This is a genomic window from Mesorhizobium silamurunense, assembly GCF_014843905.1.
GTDB classification, from domain to species: domain Bacteria; phylum Pseudomonadota; class Alphaproteobacteria; order Rhizobiales; family Rhizobiaceae; genus Mesorhizobium; species Mesorhizobium silamurunense.
Map to the genome: position 1 here is coordinate 1 of NZ_LPVS01000053.1, position 13,662 is coordinate 13,662.

Sequence of the window (13,662 nt, forward strand, 5' to 3'; positions counted from 1 at the left end):
ACCCATGCGATGTCGGAGGCATCATAGCCTGCAAAGCAGATTGGGACCTTGGACTGAAAGCGCTTGAACTTACGCATGATCCACGCCCTGATCTTCCGGTTAACGTAGTCAGCCAGAGTGGACAGGGCCGAACGGCTGTAGTTCGCCGACCCCATCAGGGCCAGCAGCTTCAAACGGCTGCATGAACAGGCCGGACAGAAGACTGCACCCGACCAATGCGCCAGAACAACGAATTACCTCTTGCATCGCGGGAGCCATCCACAGAAGACATCGCCGGCGACATGCGAGCACGCCGGGATCTATTGAACATTCCGCTCGCGCACCGCTACGCCGTCGCCCACCCGGTCGCTCGGGTGCAGCACGACCCGATCGCCATCCGACAGGCCCGACTCGACCTCGGCCACCCTGCTGTTCCGGTGACCGATCTTGACCACGGTCGTACGCGCTCGTCCGTCCTTGGCGAGATACACGGCCCATTCGTCACCCTTTCGAAACAGTGCTGCCACCGGGACGTTGAGGACATTGTCGTCCCGCCAACTCGTCACATGCACGATCACTCGATAGTCGTGCCCGAGCCGCGACCACGTTTCGGGAGGGGCGACTAAGTCAATCTCCGTATGGACACGCTGCTCCTCGATCCCGAGTGCGGAGACTTTGAGGAAGCCGGCTGGGTCCACACGCGTCACCTTGCCCTGAAGCGTAGGCCCGCCCCAACCGTCGATCCGAACAGGGGCGCCGGGCCTGATCTGGACTGCGTCGGTCGAAAGCAGGTCCGCCACCACCTGCAGATCGAGCGGGTCGCCGATCTCGACGAGCGGCGCGCCGGGCTGGACCATGCCCCCGCTCTCCTGGACGATCTTGAGGATACGGCCGCTCACTGGCGCGCGAAGTTGGATGCAGCAGGCCGGATCCGATTGCGTGACGTCGTCGGCAGGCTGGCCGAGCCGTGCCTGGATCATCGCTTGTTCGTTGCGCCGGACTTCGACCTGCGCCTTCGCGCTCGACAAGGCTGCCTCGTTGGTATCGACTTCGAACCTCGCCTTGTCGAGATCCCCCTGCGATATAGCCCCGCTCTTGGCGAGCTTTTCCGCCCGCTCGAGTTCCGTACGAGAATACCCGAGCGCCGCTTCGAGCCGCTTCACTTCCGCTTCCGCGAAGGTCACGGCCGCTTCGGCCGCGCCCAGCGCCGCCAGCAACTCCTCATGTGTGCGCACGTCGTGAAAGCTGGGGGTAGCTGGTTGCATTACCGCCACCACGGTCTCGTCCTTGGCGACCTGGTCCCCGACATGATGTGGCGGCGAGATTCTGAGAACCTTGCCGGCGATCGGCGCCGACATCGTATAGACGTGCCGTACCTGGGTCTTGGCGTCATCGTCGACCGTGACCTCCATCGGCCCCTTGGTCACAGTCATCAGGTCGACGGGAATTGGCTGCGGCCATGCGAACCAGACCGCAGCCGCGGCGAGCAAGCCGAAGGCCACAATGCCAACAATTCTTTTCATCCAGTCGCTACGCATGGTCTTCAATCCCGCGTCTTGAGAACAGCAACGAGGTCGAGTTGATTAACTCGCCTGCGGACGATCAGGGCGGAGAGCACAGCCGCTGCAATGACAATCGCGCTGGCGGAAACATAGGTGGCAGGTTCGACGATCAGGCGCACCCGCATAAGTTCCCCGGCCAGGTTCGTCTTCATGATCCAGGCAAGACCATAACCGAGGGCCCAGCCCGGCGGCTGCGCGATCAGCGTCAGCAGCGCAAGTTCAAGCAACAGAATGCCGAGCACTTCGCCGCGGGTGAAGCCAAGCACTCGCAGGCTTGCCAGTTCCCTGGCTCGCTCGGACAGGGAGACACGAGCGTTGTTGTAAACCACGCCGAACGCGATGACAGCCGCGAGCCCCGTGTAGATGCTGGACATCGTCGTGACCAGTATTGCCACAGCGTCGCGGAAAGTGGCGAGGGACGCCGTCTGGAGGGCCAGGCTGCTCACGACCGGCATGGCCTTGACCGCCGTGTAGAAGTCATCCTGCCTGTTCTTGTCCAGGCTGACGCTGATGCCGTTCACCATCGGCGCTTCGCGCAGCAGCTTCGCGAGCGCTTCCTGGTCCATCATGCCGCGAATGCCGAGATAATCCTCGACTAGCGCCGCCACAGGAAGCGAGACCGTTCTGCGCTCGCCGTCGAGCAGATCGACCTCGACAGTATCCCCAACCCGCACCTTCAGGATGCTGGCAAGCATATCCGAAATCGCGAGGCCCGATTCCGGCAGGACTACAGGCTGCAGGTCGGCATCGATGATGCGGTTGAGCTCAGCCCCGCGCGGCCTGGCGCGAATCATGATACGGCGCTCGACATGGCCATTCCGGATGCGGACTTGGACCTCTCGATAGGGTTCCGCGTTCAGCACTCCGGGAAGCCTCGCAATCTGGAAGGCCACTTCCCGAGGACGCTTCACGAAAAAGCTAACAGTCGCGTCCTGTCGATCCGCAAGGAAGTAGGTAACATCGATGAGCTGCTCCATCGTGCCCCTTGTGAAGAGCGACACGATCAGGATTGCCGTCGCCAGCGACATGCCGAACGCGGTAAAAAAGGATCGAATTGGATGACGCGCGATGTTGCGCATCATCATTCTCATCGGCTGCGAGACAAGGCCAGCCGGACTGAGGCTCAACGGCAGCGTTCGGTGGAAAACTGGTGGAGCCGGCGGTTGCATGGCGACAGCGGGAGCCAGATTTACAACTTCGCGCAAGGCTCGCAGCGCGCCGATTGTTGCGGCAAACACGCTCAATGCCGCCGCCACGACGTAGAGATCGGGACTCTTTGTGAACAGGAGAAAAGGGAAACGGAAAAAGCCTGCGAATATCCCGGTCACATAGCTGCCGAGCCAAGTACCGATCAGGCTGCCGATGACAATGCCTACCCCCGTGATGATCCCCACGAACTTCAGGTAGTGCAGGACGATGCTGGCGTTGCGGTAGCCGAGCGCCTTCAGCAGGCCGATCTGCTCGCGCTCGAGCGAAACGAGCCGGCTGAGGGTAAGGTTCACCAGGAACGCCGAAACCAGAAGGAAGATCGGCGGCAGCGTGCGGCTCATGTTGTTGAGCATGTCGAGCTCATGGTCGAGCCAGGCATGCGATGTCTGGTCCTTGCGCCCGTAGGCAGCGCGCCCGCCATAGCGGTCGAGCAGGCCGTCGAGACGCGTCATTACCTCGCGCTCCGACATTCCTGGCAGCAGCTTCAGCGACATTGACGAAAAGGCCTCTTGCAGATCATAGGCGCTGGCGAGATCCCTTTCGGACATCCAAATGACACCGAAGCGGCGGCCGTCCGGCATGATGTCGCAAGGGCCGACGGCGTAGATGTACTCGGGAGAAAGGGCGATGCCGACGATCGTCAGATCGCGCTTGCGACCGTTGAGGATTGCGGCAAAGCCTGAGCCCAGCGTGAACCGGTGCGCTTCGGCGAAGTTCTCGTTGACGACGACCTCCCCTTCCCGGCTCGGATCGGGGGTTCGGCCGACACGCATATAGAGGCGATTGAGCTTCGGCTCGCCAACCTCGGGCAGCGAGACGACGATGCCTGTAGCCGGCGCGGTTTGGCCTGGTATGTCGAGCAGCGCGAATTGTGCGATCCGTGCATCGACGGCCGCCACGCCGGGTATTTCGGAGATCCGGCCGACGAGAGCCTTCGGCGCCCGCCGCACCGTGGCGAAGACATCGGCGAAACCGTAGCGCTCGTAATATGCAGTCCTCGTCTCATCGAGAGAACGGTAGGAACCGACGGCGAGAAGAAGTGTCGCCACCCCGCCGCCCACCACGAGTGCGATGGCCAGCGCCTGCGCCCAAAGGTGGACTAGGTCACGGAAGAGCTTTATGTCCAGGGTGCGCATGTCTTTTCACCACTGCAGCTCGGCGGCAGTGCGCCGGGCCTCGTTGGTGACGGCCTTCGATATCTGCCCGTCGCTAAAGAACAGGACCCGATGCGCGACTTCCTGGATGATGGCGTTGTGGGTGATGATGACGGTGGTCGTGGTGAGTTCGGCGTTGACCTTCATCAGCGCATCGATCACCCGAACGCCCGTCCTGGAGTCGAGCGCGCCTGTCGGCTCATCGCAGAGTAGCACCTCCGGACGCTTGGCGATCGCGCGGGCGATGGCGACGCGCTGCTGCTCTCCGCCCGACAGCTGCGCCGGGAAATGATGCATGCGCGACTCCAGCCCAACGAGAGCGAGAGCTTCCTCGGGACGCATCGGATCGTCGGATATCTCCGTGACCAGCGCGACATTCTCGTGGGCCGTCAGGCTTGGGATCAGATTATAGAACTGGAACACGAAGCCGACATGCCGGCGGCGATAGGACGTGAGGCCTCGATCATCGAGATCGGTCAGCCGCAGGTCCCTGAACAGCAGTTCGCCACTCGTGGCGTGATCGAGCCCGCCCATGATGTTGAGCAGCGTCGATTTCCCGCTGCCTGATGGGCCGAGTAAGACAACTACTTCCCCCGCCGAAATCTCCAGGTTCACGCCGCGCAGGGCCTGCACCTGCGTCTCGCCCGAGACGTAGGTCTTGGTCAAATCCCGAGCGGCAAATACTTTTTCAGTCATTTCTCGAACCTGCCTCAGCCGCGCCCTCAAAACGTGGCTATCCTGCCGGCGACAAAATCTTCGATGAGCTTCGGAATCCGGCTCAAGCGATCTGCTGTGATTGTCTCTACGGATCGCCTGACCTTTGCGATTGGCAACCCGTCTCGCGTCGCGACTTTCAGCTGCACGAGGGCGGGCCGAGTTACCGGGTCGCCAATCCGGCTCACCAACAAGCACTCGGCAGCTGCGACCTCGGATAGGTCGGCGCAAATCGCCTGGGTGACGTCACGCGCCGCAACGTTGTAGATCTTCCCGACATGCGACACCGGATTCTTGCCAGCGGCCGCTTCAAGGCTCATTGGCCGACAGGGAGTGATCAAGCCATTGACCCTGTTGCCACGGCCTACCTGGCCGTCATCTCCAGCCTCGGCTGATGTCCCGGTGACGGTGAGATAAAGCGCACCCTCGGACGCTCCATCGGCGGCATTGACGTCCACATCGGACTCTGGGAATCCATGATGTCGGGCAAGTTCCGCCACGAGTGTCTGAAGCTCGGATCTCTCAGCAAAATAATCGTCACTGTGAGCGAGATAATGTCCGATCATAGCGCAGGCGACGGTCAGGCGAACTGACTTGCCTTGTCGAACACCCATCACCTTCACATCCTCGCCCCATGCGGGATGCACGCGAATTCGGTCTCTTCCGTTGATGTGTTGTTCTACGTCAAGTACCAGAGTTTCAAGGGCGCTCATCGGCGCATAGCCAACGCCAATCGAAGTATCATTGGCTAAGGGAGCTTCAGACGTACGCGAAAACAGCTCCTGCAGGTCCTGTGAACCGGGTCGGGTCAGCACGTGAAATCGGACGTCGCGTTCCGCATCGAGCGCGTGCAGGCTGGATTTCAGCCAAGACCGGGATCCCTCGACTGCTATCTCTTTGACCGGGATATTTTCCCGACCGATTTCAGTTGTCGCTCTGCCCGCCAGATAGATGTTTATCGGACTGGTCACAGAGCCACCCCCGAAAGCGGGCGCGGAGCGACCGCCCAGCAGGAGCGCCTTGTCCACGTTGTGGTGAAGGATGCGATCAAAGCGTCGAAAATACTCCAGGGACAGATTGTGCGAGAATGTTTCAGCAAGGGCATCGCAGATGGTGTCCGGATGACCCAGACCCTTACGCTCGACGACTTCGACCGGGTCATTGGGAACATCGTACGCCGTCAGCACCAGCCTTGGTGATGACGCGGTTTCAGGGATCGACATCGCTGCGCGTCCGACTACGAGTGGCTGGTCATGACGGCTTGCCTTCCCCGGACTGGCCGCTCAATCGGGCAAGGACGCGATCCAGCCGCGGCAGGAAGCCGGGGACATTTTTCATGTACGCGCGATACGCGTCGCCGAATTCGGCAACCGCTTCGCGCTCCTCGGCCCGCGCCAGCCTCACATACATGACGACCAGCACCGGGAACATCACCAGCGTTAGCAGCGTCGGCCATTGAACGAGGAAGCCGAGCATCACCAGGATGAAGCCGACATATTGCGGGTGGCGCACGTAGCTGTACGGTCCGCTCGTCGCGAGAGAGCGGTATTGCTGCGCGTCATAGAGAACCCGCCATGCGGCCGCGATCAGCCAGAACCCGCCGCCGATGAATACGAAACTCAGCAGGTGGAACGGTCCGAAATGCGGATTGACCCGCCAGCCGAACATCATTTCCAGCAAGTGCCCGGCATCGTGCGAAAACCAGTCGATCCCCGGATAGCGGGCCTGCAGCCAGCCCGACAGAAAATAGATGGTCAGAGGAAAGCCGTACATCTCCGCAAACAGCGCGACCAGAAACGCGCTGAATGCCCCGAACGATCGCCAATCCCGCCCCGTCCGCGGCTTGAAGAAGCTATAGGCGAACAGAATGAAGACGGCAGAGTTGACGATGACCAGGCTCCAAAGGCCATAGGCTTGAGTGTCGGCGCTCATGACGGCGTCCTTTCGTCGGGCTGGTTGCGGGGTCCGCCGCGTCCGCCATGCCCATGTCCTCCATGCATGAAGAAGTGCATGAAGAGGCAGCCGAACGGCAGCAGATAGAACAGTGCGCCAAGCACATGGGCGCGGTGCTCGGTGAAGAGCAGGAACCCGCCGATCGCAAGGAAGCCAATTAGGCCCAGTCCTGCTCGTGACATCAGAAAGGAACCTTGCGGTTGGTCGTGGTCTGAGTGGTTATGTGTCGACATTGCGGGTCTCCTATTCGACGACGAGGCGGCCGCGGAACATGCCCATGGGGCACGAGAATCCGAACTCGCCTGGTTCCTTGGGCATCAGCTCGACGGCAACGGTTTCACCCGTCGGGAGATCGGCGCTCTTCTGGAAATCGGGGAAGATCACCTTGTCCGAGCAAGAGGCGGTCTCCTCCCGGCGGAAGTTCAGCCGGACCGGGCGGCCGCTGCGGACGACGACCGTATCGGGCGTGTAGCCGCCCTTCACGAGGATCATCGCCTCCTGGTAGCCGCCGCTCGTTTCCGCGGCCCTGGTCCCCTTCGACAACTTGAGCCAGAAGAACCAGATGATGAATGCGACAAGGCTTATTCCGGCGACGGTCACTATCCAGCGGTCGGGTGTCATGAGCCTGTCCTCCTCGGCTGAAAGACGCGCAAACGATTGGCATTGGTGACTACGGTCACCGAACTGAACGCCATGGCGGCGGCGGCGATCAGGGGAGAGAGGAGAAGCCCGATGAACGGGTAGAGCACGCCCGTCGCAACCGGTATGCCCAGCGCGTTGTAGCCAAAGGCGCCGAAGAGGTTCTGCCGGACGTTGCGCATCGTCGCCCGGCTGATCTCGATTGCCGTGACGACGCCCATCAGGCTGCCCTTGATAAGCGTCACGTCGCTCGCTTCGATGGCGACATCGGTTCCAGTGCCAATGGCGAAGCCGACATCCGCCTGGGCGAGCGCTGGCGCGTCGTTGACGCCGTCGCCGACCATGCCGACCGACTTGCCTTCGAGCTGAAGCTTCTGCACCTCATGGGCCTTGTCGTCGGGAAGCACTTCCGCCAGCACGCGATCGATGCCCACTTCGCGAGCGATCGCCCGACCCGTGCGCTCGTTGTCGCCGGTCAACATCACGACCTCGATGCCCAGTGCTTTCAGGATTTCGATGGCCGCCCTGGAGTCCAGTTTCACGGTGTCGGCGACCGCGATCAGCCCTGCCGCCTGCCCGTCGACCGCGACGTACATCGGCGTCTTGCCCTCGTTGGCGAGGCGCTCCCATTGCGGCAGCAGCACGTCCGCGGGAACACCCCGGTCGCGCATGAGCTTGGCGTTGCCAAACAGCACGTCGTGGCCGTCGATTCGACCACTGACGCCGTGGCCCGGGATGGCCGCGAAACCTTCAGCGTCGACCAGCTCGATCTTCCGCGCCTCGGCGCCCTTCACGATGGCCGAGGCTAGGGGATGCTCGGAGCCACGCTCCAGGGAAGCGGTGAGCCGCAGGACGGCGCTCTCTTCGTGGCCTGGCGTCACGACGACGTCGGTCAGCGCCGGCTCGCCCCTGGTGATCGTGCCCGTCTTGTCGAGGATGATCGCGTCGAGCTTTTCGGCCGCCTGCAGCGCGTCGCCGGAGCGGATCAGGATGCCGTTTTCCGCTCCCTTGCCGATGCCGACGGTGAGCGACGTCGGAGTGGCAAGGCCAAGCGCGCAAGGACAGGCGATGATGAGCGTGGTGACCAGGATGACCGTGGCATAAATAAGCCGCGGTTCAGGCCCGAAATCATACCAGGCCACCGCGGCCAGGATCGCGACGATCATAACCGCTGGCACGAAGTAGCCCGACACGGTATCGACGACGCGCTGGATCGGCGCCTTCGAACCCTGCGCGTCCTTCACCATGCGGATGATGCTGGCGAGCGCGGTATCCTTGCCGACCTTGGTCGCGGTGAAGCGGAAGCTGCCTGTCTTGTTGAGCGTGCCGCCAATGACCTCGTCGCCGACCTGCTTTTCGACCGGCATGGATTCGCCCGTGATCATCGACTCGTCGACTGCGCTCGATCCGGCACTCACCTTGCCGTCGACCGGAATCTTTTCGCCAGGACGGACGATCACCGTGTCGCTGACCAGCACTTCCTCGACGGGGAGGTCGATTTCCTTGCCGTCGCGCACGACTCTTGCCGTCTTCGCCTGCAGCCCGATCAGCTTCTTGATCGCCTGGGAGGTCCGGCCCTTGGCCTTGATCTCCAAGGCAAGACCCAGAACGACGAGAGCGACGACGACATCGGTCACGTCCCAGAAGACTTCGGCGAGCGCCATGTCGGGAAAGATCCCTGGCCATGCGACTGCAACGACCGAGTAGAGGAATGCCGCAGTGATACCGATCGCGATCAGCGTGTGCATGTTGGCCGCACGGTGCTTCAGCGCGTCCCACATGCCGACAAAGAACTGTGATCCCGACCACAGCAGGACGGGCAGGCTCAGCACGCCGAGCAGTGCCCAAACGACCCGGCGCGTGTCGCTGCCCATGGGCATCCACTCGCGCAGGCCCGGAATGAGATCGGGGTAGCTGAGCGTCATCACGGGGAGGGAGATAACGGCGGCGAGCCAGAACCTTCGCATCAGGCTGCGGTATTCCTGCCCGTTCGCCGCCTCGGCTGGGTCCAGCGTCTCGTCAGTGGATTTTGCCTTCGGCTCGGCGACCCTGTAGCCGGAGGATTCGATCGATCTCCTCAGTTCCTGGAAATCGGCCCGTTCCGGCTGATACTCCATGTCGACGGCGTTGGGTGCGAGGCTGGCGCGGGCGGCGATCACGCCCGGGGTCATCTTCAGCGCCAGTTCGACACGTGTGGCGCACGAGGTGCAGTGCATGTTCTTGATGGGAATGCGCATCGTCGCCGTACCGGCGGCGTAACCGACGGAGCGGATAGCGCGCAGGATTTCTGCGACCTTCGCCTGGGCTGGGTCATAGTCGACCTTTGCCGCCTGTGTGGCGAGGTTCACCGAGGCCGACTTGACTCCCGTTACTGCCCGAATGGCGTTTTCGATCGCTGGTGGGCAATGTGCGCAATTCATTCCGCCGATGCGGAGGGTGACTGATTCGCGCCCGCTGCCCAGGTCACCAGGAGGGTGGTCAAGGATTGCGGCTTCTGTCCGCATGTTCATCGTCTTCTCCTCGAAACACGTTCGCGACTGGAGCCAGCATTGGCCCAGCACAAAAGAGTGACCCCGGTCGGCAAGCGTGAGGTTTGCTCGCCAAGCAGGTCGTCAGGGGGTGGAACGAGGAGGTCGAAAGGCAGCGTCAGGCTTTGTCAGCGCGAAGCCTAATTGGTCGAGGAAAGCCGGGGCATAGGACTCCGGTACAAGGCCGAAGTCCGATGCCGCTGCAAGGATTGCAGCCGAACAACCGAAGCAATGCCCACCGGCACACAGGCCGCAATTGGCGTGGGCAGCGCCGTCACGACAGCCGGAATCGTCCCGGGCAGATGCGGACATAACGGTCACCGTCGAGGTCGCCCGATCGACTTGGCAGCCGGCAATTGATCGAGCGTCTTTGGCTGACGAAATACCTTGTGAGGCACCGAATTCGTGCGCCTGCGCCTGGCCCGAAGGGGTTAGCAGCAGGAAAAGGGTAAGCCCGAACACAAGCAGGATCGCACCGAAGGCACCGCTTGCGGTCCGATAGTCTCGCTGCCAGATCTGACAAGATCGCCCAGGCACAGCACGGCTTCCAAGCTCTTCACATTTTGAATGATCGCCTGCTCAGTCCAAACGCGCTTTGATGCACGTCAAATCCGATCCACGAACGCTGCCGGGCAAGGCTCCTCGGCATCCCGTCCGAGTGGCCGCACACACGTCAAACCTCTGCCCAGCTTGGCAAGGCTTGGCCTTCCGACATTCGGGTCCGATCCAGCCTCGTCGGCTCGCTATAGGTGCTGGTATGAGAAGTCGCACCGCACAGGAGATTCGCGCCCGGGAACCGTTATGTCGAACTTGATATCGTATCGGTCGCTGCCTGGCAGTTCGACGAAATTGCCGTACGCAACGGTCCCGGCGATCGGCACAGGCTCCATTGCGACGTTCTGCGCACCGACGTGAGCAAGCCCAGATACGTTCGCAGTCACTCGGGCGTTCTCGATCCGCGCGCCGGTCTTCACATCGAACATCGCGAACATGGTCTTTCTCCTAGCTTACGATCGAGTGCTTTCTCAGGGCTCGCGTCAGCATGCGACGACGGATGCTGGTCCAGGATAGGGGCGCTCGAGGCGCTATCCGATGGACGTTCACAAAGCAGTCCAGGACCGAGGTCGTTCAACCAGCCGCCGGTGAACCCGGCCTGGCGCAATCCGGCCACGATGAAAGGGCAACCGCGCATCAAGCGCCAAACCAGATCACTCAGGTAGTTCTCGATCATCAGCACGGTGGGGCCTTGGTTGATGCCGAAGTGCCAGGGCGATACCCACCACCCATACGGATTTCCGGGCTCCCCTGGATGAGTGGGATTGAAGGCCGCTTTGAAGCCGTATCTGTTAAACTCTTTCAGCTTCGCTTGATGGATGCAGAAGTCGAGGGCCTCCAGGACAATCTCCGGAGCGAATGGCAATGAGGCTACGACCGCCCAGGGAGCGAGCGTGCCGTCATCCGGTCCATAGGGAACGCCGCGCCCGACATAGTCGTAGAACTCCCGCTGGATGCCGTTCAGCTTGAGAGTGGCCGGACCGGGTCCTTCGCTTGCAGTGATGCCCCAGCAGCACTCTCCATAGCCGTCAAACTTGCGCGGGTTCATGATGGCATAGCACTGCTGGAGGTAGGTCGCCCGGCGGCTGTTCTCGAAATAGTCGATGCCCTTCTCCCGCATGAAGGCGTCCCGGATTCCGCGAAAGTCGACCCAGGCATGCGAGAGGTGATGCGTGAACAGCGGCCCGGCATAGAGATACTCATAGCCGTAACAGCTCTCCCAGCGAAAGGTCGACGTCCAGGCCGCATAGCTGCTTTCCGGAATCGGATGGGTCGGTGAGCCGAGGCCTAGGATGTAGAGAAGCAGAGCCTCGTCGTAGCCCTCCCAGCGGTATTTGATGAACCCATTTTCCGGCGTCCAGCCGTGCGTCACGGTCTCGCCCAGGTTCTGCGCCCATTGCCAGTCGGCACGGCGATAAAGCGCGTCAGCGAGTGTGCGGATTTCCCGCTCCTCGGCCGCGTCCGCGTCAAAATACGCGGCCGCCGCCAACGCGCCAGCCAGCAACAGGGCGCTGTCGATCGTCGACAGCTCGCAGTGCCAAGCGCGACGGCCAGTCTGCATATCAAGGAAATGATAGTAGAATCCCCGGTAGCCGGTGGCGTCAGGCTCCAGCCCCTGCGGACTCGTCCAGAAAAAGCGTAGTGTGCTTAACGTGCGTGCCGCGGCTGCCTGCCGCGCCATGAACCCGCGCTCGACGGCGACTGGGTAGCAGGCGAGAGCTAGACCCGTCGCGGCGATGCTTGATGGCCAATCGGCGGCGGTCTTGTCGCGGATGAGGCCATTGGCAGGATTCACTTCGTCCAGGAAGTAGTCGAAGGTTTCGTGCTGCAGTTGCAGCAGTTCTTCCTTGCAGACGCTCCGCTTCGTTTTCATGGTCTCACCGGGAGATCCGCGTTGGTGACGTGGGGCCGTCGCGCTGCGTCGCAACGGCCCCTTGGAGCTCACATTATGCCTATCGGCGCCGGCATGAGCAGCTTGTCGGCCACGGCCTTTTGTGCTTCGCTCAACGCTGCGTAAAAGGGCTCGATTGCCGCTTTCAACTGACGCAGGCCTTCGAGCCGTGCAGAGAGCATTTGCTCCACTTGCTCGATCCTCTTCAGCGGCGTCATGGCGGCAGCGCCAGCGGACATCATCGCGCCACCCATCCCGACCATCGCCTCTTTTGCGAGCTTGGCATTGTTACGCATTGCATCGGCCACTGCCTTCCATTGGGGCTGTTGTGCATCGGTCAACTTGAGCTCGGCCTGCAGGAACGCGATGCGCCCTTCGACGTGGTCCGGGGACATCATCTGTTCAGCAGCGCCGTCCTTCGCAGACATCATGCCCATCATCATCCGCATCATCTCGCCGGACATCATTCCGCCCTGGGGCATCATTGCACCCTGCGGCATCATTCCGCCCTGGGGCATCATTGCACCCTGCGGCATCATTCCGCCCTGGGGCATCATTGCACCCTGCGGCATCATTCCGCCCTGGGGCATCATTGCACCCTGCGGCATCATTCCGCCCTGGGGCATCATTGCACCCTGCGGCATCATTCCGCCCTGGGGCATCATTGCACCCTGCGGCATCATTCCGCCCTGGGGCATCATTGCACCCTGCGGCATCATTCCGCCCTGGGGCATCATTGCACCCTGCGGCATCATTCCGCCCTGGGGCATCATTGCACCCTGCGGCATCATTCCGCCCTGGGGCATCATTGCACCCTGCGGCATCATTCCGCCCTGGGGCATCATTGCACCCTGCGGCATCATTCCGCCCTGGGGCATCATTGCACCCTGCGGCATCATTCCGCCCTGGGGCATCATTGCACCCTGCGGCATCATTCCGCCCTGGGGCATCATTGCACCCTGCGGCATCATTCCGCCCTGGGGCATCATTGCACCCTGCGGCATCATTCCGCCCTGGGGCGTCATTCCGCCCTGAGGCATCATCCCGCACATCATCGCGCCCTGAGGCATCATGCCGGCTTGGGACATCATTCCACCCTGGGGCATCATTCCGCCTTGGGGCATTGCCCCGGCACTGTCGACGGATACCGTAGCCGGCGAAGCGGCAGACGCGATCCCCGCAGTGTCGGCGGCATGGTGGGAGTCCTCGGCGAAGGCCGCAGATGTGAAGAGCATGGCTGCAGCGAGGATGGACTTGCTTAGAGGTTTCATTGCTTGGTTCTCCTGGTTTCGTGTTCTGGGCTCGCCCGCGCCGGTCACGCGGCGCTTCCAAGAGTCGGCTGCGGCGCCTGGAACGTGATCCCATTCGGCCCGTTGCTAACAGCATAGGACTTCAGGACCGCCTGGTCCTTGACCGAGATCAGCGACACGGCGTTGTTTCTCATGGTCTTATCTTCAAAATGGGTCATGCGGTGTAGT

The 13,662-nt window shown here is 62.0% G+C and carries 13 protein-coding genes; 1 reads left to right on the top strand and 12 read right to left on the bottom strand.

The genetic code is table 11. The features are described 5' to 3' along the window. Nucleotides 1–299: 299 nt before the first annotated feature. The 11 genes from AU465_RS14435 to AU465_RS14485 all read right to left on the bottom strand — a co-directional run bounded on the left by AU465_RS14435 (nucleotide 300) and on the right by AU465_RS14485 (nucleotide 12,648). Complete coding sequence (locus AU465_RS14435; RefSeq protein WP_192248461.1) at nucleotides 300–1,517, bottom strand: efflux RND transporter periplasmic adaptor subunit; 1,218 nt, start codon at nucleotides 1,515–1,517, stop codon at nucleotides 300–302. 5 nt (nucleotides 1,518–1,522) lie between these two features. Further along, nucleotides 1,523–3,886, bottom strand: coding sequence for an ABC transporter permease (locus AU465_RS14440; protein ID WP_192248464.1), 2,364 nt, complete (start codon nucleotides 3,884–3,886; stop codon nucleotides 1,523–1,525). A gap of 6 nt (nucleotides 3,887–3,892) precedes the next feature. Beyond that, the gene (locus tag AU465_RS14445) at nucleotides 3,893–4,600 is read right to left on the bottom strand and encodes an ABC transporter ATP-binding protein (RefSeq protein WP_192248467.1); all 708 of its coding nucleotides are present in this window, start codon (nucleotides 4,598–4,600) and stop codon (nucleotides 3,893–3,895) included. 26 nt (nucleotides 4,601–4,626) lie between these two features. Beyond that, nucleotides 4,627–5,841 (bottom strand): methionine adenosyltransferase, encoded by a 1,215-nt coding sequence (locus AU465_RS14450; RefSeq protein ID WP_192248470.1) that lies wholly within the window; start codon nucleotides 5,839–5,841, stop codon nucleotides 4,627–4,629. 28 nt (nucleotides 5,842–5,869) lie between these two features. Next, complete coding sequence (locus AU465_RS14455) at nucleotides 5,870–6,550, bottom strand: methyltransferase family protein (RefSeq protein ID WP_192248472.1); 681 nt, start codon at nucleotides 6,548–6,550, stop codon at nucleotides 5,870–5,872. Continuing rightward, entirely contained in the window at nucleotides 6,547–6,804 is a 258-nt protein-coding gene (locus tag AU465_RS14460; RefSeq protein WP_192248474.1) for a DUF2933 domain-containing protein, read from the bottom strand. The genes AU465_RS14455 and AU465_RS14460 overlap by 4 nt, the downstream gene beginning before the upstream one ends. A 10-nt stretch (nucleotides 6,805–6,814) precedes the next feature. After that, the gene (locus tag AU465_RS14465) at nucleotides 6,815–7,192 is read right to left on the bottom strand and encodes a cupredoxin domain-containing protein (protein ID WP_192248476.1); all 378 of its coding nucleotides are present in this window, start codon (nucleotides 7,190–7,192) and stop codon (nucleotides 6,815–6,817) included. Further along, on the bottom strand, nucleotides 7,189–9,720 hold the full coding sequence (locus tag AU465_RS14470; protein ID WP_376774855.1) for a heavy metal translocating P-type ATPase: 2,532 nt from the start codon (nucleotides 9,718–9,720) through the stop codon (nucleotides 7,189–7,191). The genes AU465_RS14465 and AU465_RS14470 overlap by 4 nt, the downstream gene beginning before the upstream one ends. Nucleotides 9,721–10,481: 761 nt before the next feature. Next, complete coding sequence (locus AU465_RS14475; protein WP_192248479.1) at nucleotides 10,482–10,730, bottom strand: hypothetical protein; 249 nt, start codon at nucleotides 10,728–10,730, stop codon at nucleotides 10,482–10,484. Then, nucleotides 10,709–12,166 (bottom strand): glucoamylase family protein, encoded by a 1,458-nt coding sequence (locus tag AU465_RS14480; protein ID WP_192248481.1) that lies wholly within the window; start codon nucleotides 12,164–12,166, stop codon nucleotides 10,709–10,711. The genes AU465_RS14475 and AU465_RS14480 overlap by 22 nt, the downstream gene beginning before the upstream one ends. Before the next feature lie 68 nt (nucleotides 12,167–12,234). Beyond that, entirely contained in the window at nucleotides 12,235–12,648 is a 414-nt protein-coding gene (locus AU465_RS14485; RefSeq protein ID WP_192248483.1) for a Spy/CpxP family protein refolding chaperone, read from the bottom strand. Here AU465_RS14485 and AU465_RS14490 point away from each other — a divergent pair. Beyond that, nucleotides 12,614–13,219 (top strand): hypothetical protein, encoded by a 606-nt coding sequence (locus AU465_RS14490; protein WP_192248485.1) that lies wholly within the window; start codon nucleotides 12,614–12,616, stop codon nucleotides 13,217–13,219. The genes AU465_RS14485 and AU465_RS14490 overlap by 35 nt on opposite strands. 280 nt (nucleotides 13,220–13,499) lie before the next feature. On the opposite strand, the gene AU465_RS37145 is transcribed toward AU465_RS14490, so the two are convergent. Next, complete coding sequence (locus tag AU465_RS37145; RefSeq protein ID WP_281396760.1) at nucleotides 13,500–13,628, bottom strand: hypothetical protein; 129 nt, start codon at nucleotides 13,626–13,628, stop codon at nucleotides 13,500–13,502. Nucleotides 13,629–13,662 lie beyond the last annotated feature (34 nt).

Excerpts from the sequence above, each read along its gene's own strand:
- AU465_RS14435 (WP_192248461.1), bottom strand. The coding sequence starts at position 1,517 with ATGCGTAGCGACTGGATGAAAAGAATTGTTGGCATTGTGGCCTTCGGC.
- AU465_RS14440 (WP_192248464.1), bottom strand. The coding sequence starts at position 3,886 with ATGCGCACCCTGGACATAAAGCTCTTCCGTGACCTAGTCCACCTTTGG.
- AU465_RS14445 (WP_192248467.1), bottom strand. The coding sequence starts at position 4,600 with ATGACTGAAAAAGTATTTGCCGCTCGGGATTTGACCAAGACCTACGTC.
- AU465_RS14450 (WP_192248470.1), bottom strand. The coding sequence starts at position 5,841 with ATGTCGATCCCTGAAACCGCGTCATCACCAAGGCTGGTGCTGACGGCG.
- AU465_RS14455 (WP_192248472.1), bottom strand. The coding sequence starts at position 6,550 with ATGAGCGCCGACACTCAAGCCTATGGCCTTTGGAGCCTGGTCATCGTC.
- AU465_RS14460 (WP_192248474.1), bottom strand. The coding sequence starts at position 6,804 with ATGTCGACACATAACCACTCAGACCACGACCAACCGCAAGGTTCCTTT.
- AU465_RS14465 (WP_192248476.1), bottom strand. The coding sequence starts at position 7,192 with ATGACACCCGACCGCTGGATAGTGACCGTCGCCGGAATAAGCCTTGTC.
- AU465_RS14470 (WP_376774855.1), bottom strand. The coding sequence starts at position 9,720 with ATGAACATGCGGACAGAAGCCGCAATCCTTGACCACCCTCCTGGTGAC.
- AU465_RS14475 (WP_192248479.1), bottom strand. The coding sequence starts at position 10,730 with ATGTTCGCGATGTTCGATGTGAAGACCGGCGCGCGGATCGAGAACGCC.
- AU465_RS14480 (WP_192248481.1), bottom strand. The coding sequence starts at position 12,166 with ATGAAAACGAAGCGGAGCGTCTGCAAGGAAGAACTGCTGCAACTGCAG.
- AU465_RS14490 (WP_192248485.1), top strand. The coding sequence starts at position 12,614 with ATGCCCATCATCATCCGCATCATCTCGCCGGACATCATTCCGCCCTGG.
- AU465_RS14485 (WP_192248483.1), bottom strand. The coding sequence starts at position 12,648 with ATGTCCGGCGAGATGATGCGGATGATGATGGGCATGATGTCTGCGAAG.
- AU465_RS37145 (WP_281396760.1), bottom strand. The coding sequence starts at position 13,628 with ATGAGAAACAACGCCGTGTCGCTGATCTCGGTCAAGGACCAGGCGGTC.